The sequence below is a fragment of the Agrobacterium sp. rho-8.1 genome (assembly GCF_033957725.1).
GTDB lineage: Bacteria > Pseudomonadota > Alphaproteobacteria > Rhizobiales > Rhizobiaceae > Agrobacterium.
Map to the genome: position 1 here is coordinate 311,613 of NZ_CP192788.1, position 16,824 is coordinate 328,436.

Here is a 16,824-nt window from a genome sequence, read left to right on the forward strand (position 1 = left end):
GCTTGGGTTCAACTCAGTGCGATTGCGGTGAGCAGCAGCCAACCCGTGGCAACTGCATGAAGATAGATTGAAGTGAGGGATCTCAGCCGCAGCGACAGTGGCTGTCGCACCTTCGTTTTGCTGGCGGACTGCCGTGTCCACTTCTGACGGTCGAGGCGGAACAGCACGAAGGTTTTCACCGCGGCACCAACCAGCTGACCAAAATACAGTAGGAAGGGATAGCTGATCGGGAAGTTTGGCCGGAAACTCATAATGGCCAGACAATAGATATAGCGCGTGATCATCACCCAGGTGATGTAGGCCGCCAGGATCAGCGGATGAACAAAGATTGCAGAAACCAGAACTGTTGCCGGACCCAACAAGGTCGTCCACATCGACACGCGTTGGTCGAGCAGCGACCACCATGTGAAAGCACCGATCTGGCCAGGGCCGAGGGCTAGCGCTCGCCCATTGGTGCGCAGCATATTGCCGAACCAGCGCACCATCAGAACCACCGCAGACTGCACGAAACCCGGATGTGGCTGCGTTTCCATCGACAAGCTGCTGACATCTGGAAGATAAAGCATCCGCCAACCATTTTTCAGCAACCAGAACCAAGTCGACTTGTCATCACCGGTCAGAAACGTCACTCGTCCCAGACGCCAGTGGTCCATGCTGTCGCGTTCCACCATGCGGATGAAGTCGCTGTTGCAAGCAAGTGTCGCCCGGAAAACAGACATTCTGCCCGTCAATGTCAGGATACGTCGCGAAAGACCCATCGACGACATCATCATCTGGCGCTGCGTGAAACGCAGGTTGAACCAATCGCGGAACAGACCTGGTTGCGGCACTTCGCATCGCTCGTCCGTCGTCAGAGCTCCGACTTTGTCATCACAAAAGAAAGGTGCAGACTTTTCAACGATATCGAGAGGTGGACAGCTATCGCCGTCTACAAAGATGACGACGTCTCTTTCACTCGGGCATTGGCGTGCGATAATACGCAGAGATGTTGCAAGCGCATCACGTTTGCCTGTTCCGGCAATACGGTCAACAATCAAGCGGACTTTCCCCTGCATGTTTGGGGTCAGTTCGAAGATGCTGCGGATCAGGCGTTCATCCGCGCCTTCAACCACGGAAGCCACGACTGTTGCTCCCCCTCTTGATGCTCCAGCAGCGGCAAAGATGGACCGGTAGACAGTGGTCGAGATTTCAGGCTCGATCTTGTAGCTGGTCGCCAGAAAGAAAGCATGGGCGGGCACCTGCTGTTGTCTGTAAAGACCTTCCACCAACGCGCGGCGGCGCGGGTGTACGAAACGAACGAAGACATGCGCTCTGACGAAGTTGACGGCGCCCCAGCTATAACGCCAAGCGCCGATGACACCGATGGTCAACGCAAGACCGATATGTTTGGAGAGTTCCTCAAAAGGAATGAACAGCAGCAGAAGGCAAACTGTCGTCAAATAGAGCGCATGTCTCATCATCGTTACGACCTCACCAGCAAATGCCTTCATACCGACCGTTCGAACGAAGGCTTGCCGTCAGACGCGCAAGATCGACGCAGGACTTTTCGGTAACGGCCTCGCTCAACGGATCAACAGTCTCATCGTAACGATTGCCGATGAGGATGATGTCCGATGTGTCGATCAACTCGCCAATGCCTTCAACGAGGCGGTCCTGAAGATCAGGAATGGTATTGTTGCCGCGCCCGGACCCCGTCATCTGGTTGTCGTAGGCCTCGCGAACGCTCGGATCATAGACCTTCAGGCCATAACCCTTGGCGATGAGACGGGCGGCAAGATCTGCCAGTGGACTTTCGCGAAGGTCGTCCGTTCCCGCCTTGAAGCTGATGCCGACAAGACCGACCGATTTTCCGCCGGTATTTTCGACCATCGTCTCAGCACGTTCGATCTGCCGGGCATTGGCGACAAGCACCGCATCAAGAAGCGGCGTCTTGGTAGCGTTGGCGGCTGCGAGATGGCGCAGTGCTCGCACGTCTTTTGGAAGGCAGGATCCGCCAAACGCAAAGCCTGGCCGCATGAAGTAAGGCGACATGCTCACCTTGCCATCCGAGCAAAGGACACGCATGACCTGCTGGCCATCAATACCCAGGGACTTGGCGATATTGCCAATTTCGTTGGCGAACGTAACCTTGGTCGCGCGCCAGGAATTGCTGGTGTATTTGATCATCTCCGCCGTCGCGATCGAGACAATGCTGAGCTCGCATGGGAGCCCGGAGTTAACCTCCTTCAGGACATCAAGCGTTGGCTCATCCAGTGCGCCAAAGACGATCAGGCCAGGATTGTAATTGTCTTCGATTGCCGTGCTTTCGCGCAGAAATTCCGGGTAGTAACCGACGCCGAAATCGACGCCTGCGACCAGTCCTGATGCCTGTTCGAGAAGTGGTATGCACACCGTTTCCATCGTTCCCGGAACGATTGTCGAGCGGATCACGACGGAATGGTAGCGTCCCTTGGAAGAGATTTCCTTGCCGATCTGGATGCAGGCCTGCTTGACATAAGCCAAGCCCACGCCGCCATCCGGATCGCTTGGCGTGCCAACGCAAACGAACGATACGTCCGTGTCAGCGATGGCCTCTGCGATATCCAGCGATGCCCGGAGTTTCCCGAGCTCCACCGTTTTTCTAATCATGATGTCGAGACCAGGCTCGACGATCGGCGTTTCGCCGCGGTTGACCTTGTCGACTTTGTTGGGGTCAACGTCGACTGCAACAACGTCATGCCCATCACTGGCAAGACATGCAGCCGAAACTACCCCCACATAACCGATGCCAAATATACTGATACGCGCCATTTGGACGTTGCTCCCGTCATAGCTTGGTTCACCTAGCGGGTCCGAGGCACGGCTCTCTACTTCGTGTTCGGCCCATGTGTGTCAGCTTATGTCGGTAAAAATCCTGTTCAAGTCAGGAAAAAGCGAAATTTTAAGATTAAATTAACCAAATAATCGATGAAAACAGCAATAGACCGCGTCGATATTTCGACGCAGTCCAAATATAGAAATATTTTTGAATAATTAGCTCAACAGGACCGAGAACCAGCCGCTAGTGCATCCATATTTTACTATTGCGACACGAGATCTCAAATCTAGTTTATCTGAAGCACGCGCTTTATATGTCTCAACAGTCTTGGTACTGACTCGTAATTCAGCGGCGATTTCTTTTGTACTGAAGCCGAAAGCGAATAATTTCAGCACCATTTCCTCACGCCGACTAAGCGGCCCGGATTCAGCGCCTATCGATGCTAAGGATGTGTTGTTAAGGGCGGCATAGAACGAGCGGATGTTAGGCTCACGAATAAGACCGAATATACGGCGGCTGATATAGTTGCCGCCGCCGCCAATGATGCCGATTGCGCGAGAAAACTCCATGGCTATGTCAGACACAAGCAGGATATTGTGTATGCCCGCCGCATAGATATCCGGTACGGTCTCGACGAGATCGTCGTTCACAACACAAATTACCGACGCAGTGCTACGCGCACTGCGCAGTCCGCGCACGACGATGTGTCCATCAAATTCGGATAGCTGGTCTCCTATCCCCACCACAACAATATCCGGCAACGTTCTGATAACGAACTCAGAAAGTTTTTCGAGTCCGCGTATCTCATCAACGAATATTGCCGTTCCACTGAGTGAAACGTTGTCGCGAAGTCTTGTTATAGTCTCTCTATTAGCTCCCACAGTCGCAACCCGGAGCCTGTTCTGATCAATCATTGAAGTCCCCCACTATAGCGAAACTTCCTCCCAAAAATTAAATAGAACGACCTGCCTCCATCCCCTAAGATGCAGAGCGTTACCGAAGATATTATCATATTTACAAGAGAGCACTTTTAAGCTGCATTGATTTCAAATATATGTCAATATAAATATAGAAGAAAACATTACATTATTAGTCGCTTGTTTTAATAATATTTGTTACTTTAGATTGCATAATGAATGAAGAGTGAAATTTTTAATTATTAAGTTGTATTTCAGAGTGGTCCTCGACGTAGCTCTGAGCTTTATTTGGTTCTGCCAGTTTAAGGCTGCACCGATAAGGCGCGCGCTTAGGCATCTCGGAACTGTATTTGTGAGCCAGCCTTTTTCATACCGTTGTTTGTGAATTTCGATTCACTTCACCCGCTCCAAATTTCTGGAATTTTTGAGTTTGAAGGAACGTGGTCATAAACTCTTCACGCGCCAGTGCTGCGTGGCGTCTAATTTGAACCTGCTTCTTACGTTCATTGAACCCCGCCTCAGATCGGCATCGGTCCTAAACCTTAACGTCGCCACTTGGGGCGTTATCTACTTCTACTTCTGCTAATCTTTCTTCAGTTGGAACAAAATCCGTTCGACCTACGTTGGTTTCCCGAAGAGAAAAGGAATTACCAATGATCAATATGGTAAAAATCATTTCTGCATTTGCACTGAGCGCTGGTCTGACAGCGAGCTTTACGTCGCCCGCGAGCGCACTTAGCCTCATAGCGCCTGCGTACGAAAATCAGGCGGTGGCGCAGGCTTCGGGATATGATAACTCTCCCGTTGCCTTCACCGGAGGCACCTCTGGAAATGCAGGCTCGACCGGGTTTAATCTTTCCGAGCAGGAAATCAATCATGTGAAGTGGTGCGCTAAAGCGTACGTTTCCTACCACGCGATCGACAATACATACCAGGCTAAGAATGGTACTCGTGCAGTATGCACGTCGCCATACTAACAATGCGTTGAAGCAACAAAGTATAACTGATCTCATTTTTTAATGTTTTCTTGACGTCGGCTTATGTGGTGTTTTGTTCCACACGAACGGTTTGTAACGGAGTTCGTAAAGCGCGCGCCACGCTGCGACTGACAGCAAGAGCCAGTACAGAGGCGTATAGAGCCAGCGTCTACCAATCAACTTGCGCTCATGCGGAATCATGGCCCGTGTGCCCATGAGTAGAAAGACCGTATAGCTGGCGGCAATGTTGACGATATCAACCGTGAAAAGAAAGATTTGCATCGGTGAGAGTGCCGATATTCCCTCGATCCAGATCAATCGCAAAATGTATAAGATGTAGAGAATAAACATCGGATGCGTCAGCGATGAGAGCAGCATACCGCCAATCAAGAGGTGGAACACCAGATAGGCTTTCCACCCCATTTCGCGAGAGATTGCCAACGGCGATCGCATCATGACAAGCCAGCTTTGCAGCCAGCCTTTGAACCATCGGCTGCGCTGGCTCAGCCATACGAAAATGTCGGTCGGCGCGTCTTCGAGTGTCTGGCAGCTGATGACGTCGGATTGGTAGCCCAGCCGGTGGAGCCGAAGCCCGAGATCGGCATCCTCAGTAACATTGTAGGGATCCCATGCGCCAACTTTGCGCAGAACCGAGGCGCGGAAATGGTTTGATGTTCCGCCAAGCGGAAGCGGCATCTTCATCCGTGCCAGCATGGGCAACATGCGCCGGAAAAGGGCGGAATACTCCAGCGAAAAAGAGGCGGTGATCCACGAGGCACTGGCGTTGCTGATAATGAGAGGTGCCTGCAGGCATGCGAGCTGGTCTGATCCGGTGCGAAAGCGGGCGTAGGCCTCACGCAATTGCTTGGGGTGGGGTCGGTCTTCTGCATCATAGATCGCGATGAACTCTCCGCGTGCCCCAGCGAGGGCATAGGTCAGCGCTTTTGGTTTTGTGCGTGGCAATGACGGCGGTACGTGGACAATTTCGATGTGATAAGCCGGGTTGAGTCGGGTGATTGCATCTATGGTCGTGGCATCGTCGTCTTCGCAGACGAGCTTGATGTCGAGACAGGATTTCGGCCAGTCTAGCCGATGAAGCGCGTTGATGAGTTGTTCCACCACCGCCTCCTCACGGTAAAGCGCCACGAGAATAGTGTAGACCGGCAGTTGCTCATCGTTTGTTTGATCGAGAAGAACAAGATTTCGTCTCGAATTTTCCTCGGCTGGGGTTGCGCGAAAGAGTATGGCCGCCATGTAAAGCCCGGCCGTCACAATGTGTAAAAGCTGAAATGTCGGTGTGGGCGCCAAAAGCATCGACCCGAACAGAAGTGCCGCGCAGATACCCAGCAGAAACCCCTGCTTCCCGTGCAGGGTAATGCGCGCCGAATAGAGCGGCGCTGTCTCGAACAATGAGTTTATGGTCTGCCGGGTCCGTCGCTCCTCGCCCACCCTCCACACCGCTTTTCGAAGGGCTGATGGTGTCGTCACGACAAGATCTGCAGCGACCGTCGGATTGGTTTCAAGCGCTGCCTTCAGTCGTTCAATGCTCTCTATGTCAGGCGTAACCGCGATATAGGGTTTTGCGTCAGGGGGCGAAAGGCGCACCATGCGTGTCTCGATAAGCTGAATGTCGAGTAACGGCGTGTCTACAACGATGGCAGCATCCAGATCGGCATGGAAGGGCAGCCGCAGAAAGCGGGCGAAGGCACCGAAATAGGCGTCTTCCGTCACCAGCCCGTCTGCCAGCAACTCCATTTCGAACGTGGAACCGTTGCGTGCTGCTCTTGCGGTGTAGCGGTCTATATGGGGTTTTCCGAGCCCGAGCGATTTTAGAAAGGCGATATCGTCGCGCTCTGGGGCGGCTTTGCCGAGAAGCATGAAGGGATCATCATATATGGGATCGAAGGCAAGAATTTCGCCCTGCACCAGCATCGCGTTTTGCGAGACTTGTGTATACTCTTCAAAACGCGACATACACATTCAGCCACCGTAACCGGTGGCGCCCCAACAATGCCCGTTTGGATGATATACATGCGCCTTGCAGTTGCACCCCTGAAATTCAGTAGTATTTTTTCTTTATTGATCGGCGTGGCGATTTTTTCACTGCCTGCTCAGCCCAGAGCGCAGGAGTTGGTGCAAAGCGGGCGCTTGCCTGTGTTGTTCGATGCGCAGGAACGCATGCCAGGTGCGGATTTATCCACGGTCTCGCGTGTTCGGTTCTTGATGTCGGTGGATTTTCCACCCTTCAATTTCACCGATCAGGACGGGCGTCTGACGGGGTTTCATGTCGATCTGGCACGTGAAATATGCGCACAACTGAAGATAGAGAATAAATGTCAGGTGCAGGCGCTGCCGTTCGATGAATTGGAAGCGGCTGTGGAAATGGGCGAGGGGGAGGCTGTCATGTCAGGTATCGCCTCGAGCGCAAATCTGCGAAAAAGCTTCAGCTTTACCAGGCCCTATACGCTTTTGCCCGCGCGCTTTGCAGTCAATAAGGCGGCCAGGCTGGAAGGACAAACGGCTAGCGCACTCTCGGGAAAAAAGGTCGGCGTCGTCAGCAATTCCCGGCATGAGGCCATGTTGAAGGCATTTTTTCCCGCCGTTCAGGCCACCGGCTTCGATGGTTATGAGCCGATGTATGAGGCACTGAAATCCGGCAAGATAGATGGGGTCTTTGCCGACGGGTTGCGTCTGCCTTTCTGGGTTGCCGGTACGGCGTCGAATGGCTGCTGCACCCTGTTCGATGGTCCCTATATGTCGGACCGCTTTTTAGGAGAAGGCCTGTCTATCATGACGGTCGATCCGGAAAACAAGCTGGTTCCCGCTTTCGATCAGGCCCTCGCTGCCCTCTCGCGCAACGGGCGGCTGGAAGAAATCTATCGCCGCTATTTTCCTTACGGCATGTTTTGATCCAGGGCTACTGGCTGGCCCAGATGATCCGCGCCATCCATTCAACCTCTTTGAGGTCGAAGCTGCGATTGGGATGTTCCGGGTTAAGCGAAAAAAGCTCGATCGTCTTGGCCGTTTGGCGTGCCAGAACCTTGGCCATGACCTCGCCATCCCGGCTTTTCACCACCACGCGGTCGCCGCGCCGCACTTGTGCGCCCGGCTCTACGATCAGCACATCGCCATCGCGGTACAGTGGCATCATGCTGTCGCCTTGCACTTCCAGAGCATAGGCTCCAGCCTTGTTGGCGGGGGAGGCGGGAAAGTCTACTACGTCCCAGCCTTGGCCTGCAGGAAAACCACCATCATCGAAAAAGCCGCCTGAGCCTGCCTGAGCAAAACCGATGAGAGGGATAGCCCCTGTCTGTGGTGGAAAATTGCCATCAGGCAATGCGTTTTTGTTCGCGTGCCCCATGGCATAGCCAAAGAACTGATCGATCGTCGCGCCCGTCGCGTCCAGAACCTTCGAGATGGATTCTGTGGAGGGCCAGCGTTGGCGCCCGTCCGGTCCTACCCGTTTGGATTTGTTGAAGGATGTCGGGTCAAGCCCCGCTTTGCGCGCCAAGCCGGACGGCGAAAGCTGGTTCCGATCGGCAAGCGTATCGATTGCACTCCAGATATCATCGTGTGACAGCATGTTCAGGGCCCGGGTGGAGCGGCGTCGTCACGCGGCTCGCTTTAATATAACGCAAAACCTAGCCAATTATGCCTTCGGAGTAAAGTATTAAAGGAATAAAATCCTTGTTTTTATGCAACCAAAGTCGACATATTGATCTTGGAAAGCTGAATGACGGCCTGTGTGCGGCTATCGACTTTCAGTTTCAACAATATCGCCGAGACATGCGCTTTGATCGTGGCTTCCGAAACGCTGAGCTCATAGGCAATTTGCTTGTTGAGCAAGCCTTCGCCCAACATGCCCAGCACACGGTTTTGCTGAGGTGTCAAAGTGCGCAGCCGGTTGATGAGGTCGGCCATGTCAGGGTCGTGATCCTGCCCGGACTGACAGGACGCCGGTATCCAGACATCACCCTCCAGCACCGCCCGCATACCTGCGCGCAGGTCCTCAATGCCTGAGGATTTGGAAATGAAGCCGGAGGCCCCGAGTTCTATGGCACGGCGCATGGTCGCTGGATCATCCGTAGCCGATACGATGACAATCGGTAGGCTGGAAAACTCGGCCCTCAACGCCATCAGCCCGGAAAACCCGCTGACGCCTGGCATGGCAAGGTCAAGCAGCATGAGATCGGCATTCGGCTGATCTGCGGCGGCCATTTTTGCCGCTTCGAAATCGCCAGCCTCTATGATGGTATTATTGCCCTCCAGCCCTGTTACCGCCTGACGCAGAGCGCCGCGAAACAGAGGATGGTCATCTGCGATGATGATGGTCATCTGTGACATGCCGCGCCCCCTCCCAAGAGCATTTCATGTGCGCATCATTTCTCGGTGGACGTCACCAGACGTGAATACCCCACAAACCAAGGATTGCGTAAATAACGACGCAACACAAGCGCTCAATGGTGAACAATGCTGATCGCGCGCCGTCAATGCCCAAAAAACTGCGTGAAGCGGTGGACAACCCCGGGCATTTGCGGCAAACCGCCTTGATAAGAAGGAGACGCCGCATGAGTGAAACGCCCCCGATTATCAATCAGGTCATTTATAAAATCGTCCCGAGCGACCTGTGGCGGGATGCCAAGCAGGCGGGTGTTTTCGAGGGTGCGGCCATCGACCTCATAGATGGTTATATCCATTTTTCCACCGCAGCCCAGGTTAAGGAAACAGCGCTCAAGCATTTCGCCGGTCAGGACGATCTCCTACTGGTCGCCGTCGATGGCGCGGCCTTAGGCGATAAGCTGGTATTCGAAACCTCCCGGGGTGGCGACCGATTTCCGCATCTTTACGCATCATTGCCCTTGAGTGCGGTTTTGTGGGAAACGCCGCTGACGCTGGATGATGACGGTGCCCACCAGTTTCCGGAGATTGCATGATGAGCGGAATTTTTTCCTCGATCGGTCGGCGCGGTCTTTTTCTGATGGACCCTGAAGTGGCGCATGGCATGTCCATCACTGCATTGCGCTCAGGCTTCATTCCCACTTGCCACGTGCCGCACGATCCGCGCTTGCAACAGACCGTTGCGGGGCTCGTTTTCCCCAATCCGCTCGGCATGGCGGCGGGCTATGACAAGAACGCCGAAGTGCCGGGCCAGCTTTTGAGGCTCGGCTTCGGTTTTACCGAAATCGGCACGGTGACGCCGCTTGCGCAGTCGGGCAATCCCAAGCCGCGCATTTTCCGCCTTGTGGAAAATGAAGCCGTCATCAACCGCCTTGGCTTCAACAATGAAGGCCATGCGGCGGCACTTGCCCGGCTGATCGCGGCAGGGCTTCGCGGCCTCGTCGGCATCAATATCGGTGCCAACAAGGACAGCGAAGATCGCATCGCCGATTATGTGAAGGGCATCGAAACCTTCGCGACGGTCGCATCCTACTTCACCGCCAATATCTCTTCTCCCAACACGCCCGGCCTGCGCGATCTGCAGGCGCGCGACAGCCTGTCCGCACTCCTCAAAGCCGTGCTGGAGACGCGCGATGCGGAAGTGGAAAAGCTGAACCGCCCCATTCCGGTGTTCCTGAAGATCGCACCCGATTTGACCGAGGAAGGGCTGGACGATATCGCCGCAGAAGCCTTGGCGCATAATCTCGATGGCCTGATCGTCTCGAACACCACGCTCTCGCGTGCGGGCCTCAGACCCGGCCAGAACAATGGTGAAACCGGTGGTCTTTCCGGCAAGCCGCTGTTTGATTTGTCCACCACGGTTCTCGCCAAGATGCGCAAGCGCGTCGGCCCCGCCATGCCCATCATCGGCGTTGGCGGCGTTTCATCGGCTGAAACCGCACTGGAAAAAATCCGCGCAGGTGCCGACCTCGTGCAGCTTTATTCCTGCATGGTGTACGAGGGACCGGCCCTGCCGGGCCGCATCGTGCGCGGCCTTTCCACCCTTGTGGAGCGTGAGCGGGTTGGCAATATCAGAGAGTTGCGTGACAGCGCTGTGGAGAAATGGGCGGAGCGGACGCTTTAAGAGATGAATTCGAGGTGACAACCTCGCCTCCGTCATCCTCGGGCTTGTCCCGAGGATCCAATCACGTCTCCAAAATCGCAACGTAGCGGGTGATCGGGACAAACCCGAGCCTGACCAAGGAAAACTTCGTTTGTTATATTAAGCGCAAAGCACCATCGCCCAATAAGGACGATTCTTCGCGCTGGCGTCGTAAGCCACGGCCACGCCAAGTCCGCCATAATTGCCCAGCATGTTTTCCAGATGGTGCGGAGAGCCGATCCAGGCTTTGACCACGCGCTCGACAGTATCTTGCCCGGCAGCCACGTTTTCAGCTGCTGGAAGCGGCACCCCGCCATCCTTCATGCGAATGAGAAAGCTGTCCGTTAGGCCAATTAGGTGCGCCATCTTTTGCGCCTTGACCATGCGGCTGGCCTGATAGATGGCGGCCTTTTGCGCGGCGCTGTTGGCAGAGAGCGTGGAAAGGCCCTTGGAGCGGCGAAGCTCATTGACCATGGGCAGCGCCGAAGAGGTCTCGTCTCGCGTACCCGAGGCGATACCTTTGTTGGTGGGCGTCGAGACGCAGGCGGAAAGGGCGGCACCAGCGGAAACCAGCACGAAGCCGCGCCGTGAAAAGGTGAATAAGGACTGTTGGGTCATTAGCGGCGGAAGCTCAAAAGGCGAAGGATTATGAAGACTGGCACAACGATGATGGCGCCCGCCAGCAGATAGTCGCCAATGCTGCCCAAGGCGCGGAATCCGCTGTGCCAGATATCGAGTATGAAATCCCGAATGCCATAAATGATATTCCAGGGTGTCAGGCCAAAGACAGCCATGACGAAACCAACGATCAGCGAGACGACAAGCAACTTTACGATTGTGCGCGCTACACTGTCACCCAGCACCTTATCAACCTCACCAGCCATCAACATCTCTCCTGATTCAAGCCAAGACATATGAAGAGCACCTCTTATATGCAAGCTTTTCAACGCTGCCATGAAATAGGACTTGAGTTTTTTTGTGGCCTGATAAAAGAGAGCCAACCTCTTTCGGGCCCACTTTTATCTTTCAGGAAATCATGCATGGCCCCAAACCAGTTTTCTTCCGGCGATGTCATTGCAGACAGACGCGCGAACTATGCCCGCATGCTGGCCGAAAGCGGAGATCACGCCGCTGCCGTAGAGTTGATAGAGCAGGCGCTGGAACTTGCACCGCAATGGGCGGCAGGCTGGTCTCTGCTGGGGGACTATCGTGAAAAAGCCGGACTGACGGAAAAGGCCATAGCGGCTTACGAGACGGTGGCCCAACTGGACGGTGAAGGCATTTTCGCAGCACCTCTGAAGCTCGCCGTACTCGGCGCGGCTGAAACGCCGGAGCAACCGCCGAGCCGCTATGTCGAAGGTCTGTTTGACGATTACGCAGACCGTTTCGAAACCTCGCTGATGGAGAAACTGGATTACAGCGTACCGCAAAAGCTGGCTGCTCTGATCGAAACAGCAAAACCGGCAAGCGGAAAATTCTGCTGCGTCGTGGATATTGGCTGCGGAACTGGCCTGCTCGGTGGGGAAATCCATCCATGGGCAGAGCGTCTGGAAGGCTTCGACATTTCCACCAACATGCTGGCGAAGGCGCAGGAGAAGGATATCTATGACCATCTCGCCCAAGCTGATCTATCGCTGGAAGCAGAAGCGTCTGGGCTGTTCAGCAATGAACTGCCCAGGAACCGCGCCGATCTGGTCGCCGCTGCGGATGTGATGATGTATCTGGGCAGTCTGGAAGCCGTCATGCCGCTGGTTTCGGCACTGCTGGCACCCGGCGGCACATTTGCGTTTTCAGTGGAAGATGCCGGTGATGAAGATGGTTTCGTCCTACTGCCATCCCTGCGGTACGCCCATGCGGAACACTACATCAACACCCTCTTGGAGGTTTTTGGGTTGCAAACGGTAGAAGTCCAGAAAACCACCATTCGCAAGGACGCCGGAAAACCCGTCTTCGGCATTCTGTTTCTTGCCAGAAAACCTAGCTGAGCTTTTCGTTTCTTGCCTTTTTATCGATAGGTCAGCCATGCTTACATATCGATATTGAAACGCAGCCTGTTGCGGTGCAAAATACAGCGTATTCAGCCGATCTCACCTGCAATCAAGTGACACGGCTATGCAGTTTCAAACAGCACACACAGTTTCATTTCGGGGTAGCACGCATGGCATTCACGAGAAGCGTCTATGGCATGTGGAGTGCCGATCCCGCAAAGCATGCGCCGCTGGAAGACATCCAAGGGATCGTCACAGGCAGCATCGTGTCGGCGCTTGGCTTCTATCTCCTTGCCAGGGTTGGCCTGCTCACCGGCGGTACGGCAGGTGTCGCATTTCTCATTCACTATGCCTTCGGTATCAGCTTCGGCCTGCTGTTCTTCCTCGTCAATCTGCCCTTCTATTACCTCTCCTTCCGTCGTCTTGGTCTCGCCTTTTCGCTCAAAACCTTCATCGCCATTGGTTTCGTTTCTGTGCTGACGGAACTGGAAAGCCGGTGGATGGTGGTGGAAAGCATCAACCCGCTCTGGGCCGCTTTGCTCGGCGGGTTGCTTCTGGGCTATGGGCTTCTGGCACTGTACCGCCACCGCGCCAGTCTTGGCGGCATCGGCATTCTGGCGATTTACATTCAGGATCGTTTCGGCATCCGCGCAGGTCTCATTCAGCTTGCCTTCGATAGTTGCGTGATGATTGCCGCTTTCGCGGTCATCAACCCTGAGACGGTGCTGTATTCCATCGTCGGTGCTTTCGTGCTCAACCTCTTCCTTGCTATCAACCATCGCTCGGATCGCTACATCGTCGTGCGTTGAACGCTTGAAATTTCTCCCCATGCGGCGCAAGGAGGAGAGACGCAATGTGGGAACGATGATGAGCGATGTAGCAGAGCGCAAGCGCAACAGGTTTTGGGCATCCACCTCGGATAAGCACTCTGTGGTCGAAGACACACAGGCCGTGATTGCGGGCAGCATGCTTGTCTCGCTCGGCGTCGTACTTCTGTCCGGCGGTGGACTATTGACTGGCGGTGTGGTGGGTGTGGCTTTCCTTCTGCACTACGCGACGAATATCAGCTTCGGTCTTCTCTTCTTCCTCGCCAACCTGCCATTTTATTACATCGCGTTTCGTCGCCTTGGCCTTTCTTTCACCATCAAGACCTTCTGTGCCGTCGCGCTGACATCGGTCCTGTCGGAATATCTTCCGCATCTGATCGTGCTACAAAACGTCAACCCCGTCATCGCGGCTCTGTTCGGCGGCTTGACGGTGGCGGCAGGCATGCTGGCGCTGTTTCGCCACCGTGCCAGCCTCGGAGGCTTTGGAATTCTGGCGCTCTATCTGCAGGATCGGTTTGGCATCCGTGCTGGGCTGGCACAGATGGCATTTGATTGTACGGTGCTCTTCTGCGCTTTCTTCGTCGCTACGCCGTTCATCATCCTGTGTTCCATCCTCGGCGCGTTGATCATGAACCTCGTCATCGCCGTTAATCACCGAAACGACCGCTATATCGCGATGTAGGGCCCTTCTTTTTCGACCCGCTTTCCCTACTTTAGGGGTGTGAAACACACAGAGCCTCCCATGACCGGCCAAGATGTCGGCACCTTGCCTCTTTCGTTCCAGACATGGTTCGGCGAAAAGGGCTGGAGCCCGCGCGCCCACCAGCTGGAGTTATCAGCCCGCGCCCACGCTGGCGAAAACATGCTGCTGATTGCGCCGACTGGAGCGGGAAAGACGCTCGGCGGTTTCATGGCGTCGCTGACAGACCTTGCGCAGCGCGGCAAGGTGCCGCCGGGCTCTGCCTTTGTTGGCGTCCACACGCTTTACATCTCGCCGCTGAAGGCCTTAGCCGTGGATATCGAGCGCAATCTCATGAAGCCGGTGACGGAGATGGGTCTGCCCATTTCGGTCGAAACCCGCACCGGCGACACGCCGCAATCCAAACGCCAGCGCCAGAAGCTGAAACCACCGGATATTCTGCTGACGACGCCGGAACAGGTCTCGCTGCTGCTCGCCAACAAGGAAGCCGAACGCTTCTTCAAAGACCTGAAATATGTGGTGCTGGATGAGCTACACTCGCTTGTCACTTCCAAGCGTGGTCATCTCCTGTCGCTGGCGATTGCCCGCATTCGCAAACATGCCCCCGCCATGCGCACGATCGGTCTTTCTGCCACGGTGGCCGATCCCATGGATTTGCAACGCTATCTTAGCCCGCAGGTGGAGGGCGAGCCGCCTGCCGGTCTCATCACGGTCGATGGCGGTGCAAAACCCGATATCGCCATTTTGGGCACCGAAGAGCGCATCCCGTGGTCCGGCCATTCGGCGCGTTATGCCATGCAGGATCTCTATCCGGCCCTGAAGGCCCACAAGACGACGCTGATCTTCGTCAACACGCGCTCGCAAGCGGAGCGCATCTTTCAGGAACTCTGGACCATCAACGACGACAATCTGCCGATTGCGTTGCATCACGGCTCGCTGGATGCGGGACAGCGCCGCAAGGTCGAAGCGGCTATGGCTGACAACAAGCTGCGGGCGGTCGTCGCCACCTCCACGCTCGATCTCGGTATCGACTGGGGTGACGTCGATCTGGTAGTCCATGTCGGCGCGCCGAAGGGCGCTAGCCGCCTTGCCCAGCGCATCGGCCGTTCCAATCACCGTATGGATGAACCCTCCAAGGCCATTCTGGTGCCCGCCAACCGTTTCGAGGTCATGGAGTGCCGGGCAGCCCTGGATGCGAACTATGTCGGCGCGCAGGATACGCCCTCGATTGCCGAGGGCGCGCTGGATGTTCTGGCGCAACACGTTCTCGGCATGGCCTGCGCCGAGCCGTTCGATGCCGATGAGCTTTACCACGAAGTCACCAGTGCCTCTCCCTATGCCGACTTACCCCGCGAAACCTTCGACCGCGTGGTGGATTTTACCGCGACTGGCGGCTACGCGCTGCGCACCTATGAGCGTTACGCTCGTATCCGCCAGATGGAGGATGGTCGTTGGCGCGTGTCCAACCAGCAGGTCGCCATGCAGTACCGTCTCAACCTCGGCACCATCGTCGAGGCGGCGGAACTCAATGTCCGCATGGTCAAGCGTAATGCCAAAGGCACGGTCGGGCGCGGTGGCATGTCGCTGGGCAAGGTAGAGGAGCATTTTCTCGAACAATTGGTGCAGGGCGATACCTTCCTTTTCGCAGGCAAGGTGCTGCGCTTCGAGGGCATCCGTGAAAACGAATGCCTCGTCAGCCAGGCCTTTTCCATGGATCCGAAAATCCCGTCCTATGCGGGCGGCAAGTTTCCGCTCTCCACCTATCTGGCAGACCAGGTGCGCTCCATGCTGGCCGATCCTGCGCGTTGGAACGCCCTGCCGGATCAGGTACGCGACTGGCTGGCCATCCAGCAGGAGAAGTCGATCATTCCGAAACGGGATGAGTTGCTGGTCGAGACCTTCCCGTTCCGCAAACGTTTCTTCATGGTCATGTATCCGTTCGAGGGGCGGCTAGCGCACCAGACGCTCGGCATGCTTTTGACACGGCGGCTGGAGCGGGCAGGGGCGAAACCCATGGGCTTCGTCGCCACCGATTATTCTCTGGCCATCTGGGCGCTGGAAGATATCGGCTTGCGTCTGCAATCGAACCGCCTGTCGCTGCCCGACCTGTTGGACGAGGATATGCTGGGTGACGATCTGGAAGCATGGCTGGACGAATCCTTCATGCTCAAACGCACCTTCCGCAATTGCGCCGTCATCGCCGGCCTAATCGAGCGACGTCACCCCGGCAAGGAAAAGACCGGTCGGCAGGTCACGGTGTCGGCTGATCTTATCTATGACGTTCTTCGCAGCCATGAGCCCGATCACATCCTGCTGGAGGCCACGCGGCGCGATGCCGCATCGGGACTTTTGGACATTGGCCGTCTTGGCGATATGCTAAGACGAATCAAGGGCCATACCACCCATTGCGCTCTGGAGCATGTCTCGCCGCTGGCCGTTCCAGTCATGATGGAAATCGGCCGTGAGACGGTACCGGGCCAAGCTATGGATGACGTGCTGGCCGAAGCCGCCGATGAGCTGATTGCGGATGCGATGTCATAATGCATCGGCCAGTGGAAGATGAAGGACAAAACCGAAA

16 protein-coding genes are annotated in these 16,824 nt (G+C 55.5%); 8 read left to right on the plus strand and 8 right to left on the minus strand.

What is annotated here, in order from left to right:
- Positions 1-8: 8 nt before the first annotated feature.
- From RMR21_RS01610 to RMR21_RS01620, 3 genes are all read right to left on the minus strand, one after another.
- Positions 9-1,490: a glycosyltransferase gene (locus RMR21_RS01610; protein WP_498668988.1), complete on the minus strand. Its 1,482-nt coding sequence runs from the start codon at positions 1,488-1,490 to the stop codon at positions 9-11.
- Positions 1,471-2,790, minus strand: coding sequence for a nucleotide sugar dehydrogenase (locus RMR21_RS01615; protein ID WP_498668989.1), 1,320 nt, complete (start codon positions 2,788-2,790; stop codon positions 1,471-1,473). Before RMR21_RS01615 ends, RMR21_RS01610 begins: the two co-directional genes overlap by 20 nt.
- A gap of 222 nt (positions 2,791-3,012) precedes the next feature.
- Positions 3,013-3,711, minus strand: a complete 699-nt coding sequence (locus RMR21_RS01620; protein ID WP_498668990.1) for a helix-turn-helix transcriptional regulator — start codon at positions 3,709-3,711, stop codon at positions 3,013-3,015.
- Between the two features lie 656 nt (positions 3,712-4,367).
- Between RMR21_RS01620 and RMR21_RS01625 the strand changes: the two genes are divergently transcribed.
- Positions 4,368-4,691 carry a BA14K family protein gene (locus RMR21_RS01625; RefSeq protein WP_498668991.1) on the plus strand — a complete coding sequence of 108 codons (324 nt, stop codon included), beginning with the start codon at positions 4,368-4,370 and terminating at the stop codon, positions 4,689-4,691.
- Between the two features lie 39 nt (positions 4,692-4,730).
- On the opposite strand, the gene RMR21_RS01630 is transcribed toward RMR21_RS01625, so the two are convergent.
- Positions 4,731-6,665, minus strand: a complete 1,935-nt coding sequence (locus tag RMR21_RS01630) for a glycosyltransferase family 2 protein (protein ID WP_498668992.1) — start codon at positions 6,663-6,665, stop codon at positions 4,731-4,733.
- 174 nt (positions 6,666-6,839) lie between these two features.
- Between RMR21_RS01630 and RMR21_RS01635 the strand changes: the two genes are divergently transcribed.
- Positions 6,840-7,601, plus strand: coding sequence for a transporter substrate-binding domain-containing protein (locus RMR21_RS01635; RefSeq protein ID WP_498670208.1), 762 nt, complete (start codon positions 6,840-6,842; stop codon positions 7,599-7,601).
- 7 nt (positions 7,602-7,608) lie between these two features.
- On the opposite strand, the gene RMR21_RS01640 is transcribed toward RMR21_RS01635, so the two are convergent.
- Positions 7,609-8,274 (minus strand): S24 family peptidase, encoded by a 666-nt coding sequence (locus RMR21_RS01640; RefSeq protein WP_498668993.1) that lies wholly within the window; start codon positions 8,272-8,274, stop codon positions 7,609-7,611.
- 110 nt (positions 8,275-8,384) lie between these two features.
- A complete protein-coding gene (locus RMR21_RS01645; protein ID WP_498668994.1) occupies positions 8,385-9,035 on the minus strand; it encodes a response regulator transcription factor in 651 nt (216 codons plus the stop codon).
- Positions 9,036-9,259: 224 nt separating this feature from the next.
- On the opposite strand from RMR21_RS01645, the gene RMR21_RS01650 reads away from it, so the two are divergent.
- Both RMR21_RS01650 and RMR21_RS01655 read left to right on the plus strand, forming a co-directional pair.
- On the plus strand, positions 9,260-9,625 hold the full coding sequence (locus RMR21_RS01650) for a DUF952 domain-containing protein (protein ID WP_498668995.1): 366 nt from the start codon (positions 9,260-9,262) through the stop codon (positions 9,623-9,625).
- Entirely contained in the window at positions 9,625-10,713 is a 1,089-nt protein-coding gene (locus tag RMR21_RS01655; protein ID WP_498670209.1) for a quinone-dependent dihydroorotate dehydrogenase, read from the plus strand. The genes RMR21_RS01650 and RMR21_RS01655 overlap by 1 nt, the downstream gene beginning before the upstream one ends.
- Positions 10,714-10,851: 138 nt before the next feature.
- Here the strand turns inward: RMR21_RS01655 and RMR21_RS01660 are convergent, their stop codons facing one another.
- Positions 10,852-11,349, minus strand: coding sequence for a CAP domain-containing protein (locus tag RMR21_RS01660; RefSeq protein WP_498668996.1), 498 nt, complete (start codon positions 11,347-11,349; stop codon positions 10,852-10,854).
- Positions 11,349-11,615 carry a DUF6460 domain-containing protein gene (locus RMR21_RS01665; RefSeq protein ID WP_498668997.1) on the minus strand — a complete coding sequence of 89 codons (267 nt, stop codon included), beginning with the start codon at positions 11,613-11,615 and terminating at the stop codon, positions 11,349-11,351. The genes RMR21_RS01660 and RMR21_RS01665 overlap by 1 nt, the downstream gene beginning before the upstream one ends.
- 156 nt (positions 11,616-11,771) lie before the next feature.
- On the opposite strand from RMR21_RS01665, the gene RMR21_RS01670 reads away from it, so the two are divergent.
- The 4 genes from RMR21_RS01670 (at position 11,772) to RMR21_RS01685 (ending at position 16,787) form a co-directional block, all read left to right on the plus strand.
- Complete coding sequence (locus RMR21_RS01670) at positions 11,772-12,716, plus strand: class I SAM-dependent methyltransferase (protein ID WP_498668998.1); 945 nt, start codon at positions 11,772-11,774, stop codon at positions 12,714-12,716.
- A gap of 200 nt (positions 12,717-12,916) precedes the next feature.
- A complete protein-coding gene (locus RMR21_RS01675) occupies positions 12,917-13,528 on the plus strand; it encodes a YitT family protein (protein WP_498670210.1) in 612 nt (203 codons plus the stop codon).
- Between the two features lie 58 nt (positions 13,529-13,586).
- A complete protein-coding gene (locus tag RMR21_RS01680; RefSeq protein WP_498668999.1) occupies positions 13,587-14,228 on the plus strand; it encodes a YitT family protein in 642 nt (213 codons plus the stop codon).
- Positions 14,229-14,288: 60 nt separating this feature from the next.
- A complete protein-coding gene (locus RMR21_RS01685) occupies positions 14,289-16,787 on the plus strand; it encodes a ligase-associated DNA damage response DEXH box helicase (RefSeq protein ID WP_498669000.1) in 2,499 nt (832 codons plus the stop codon).
- Positions 16,788-16,824: the final 37 nt, after the last annotated feature.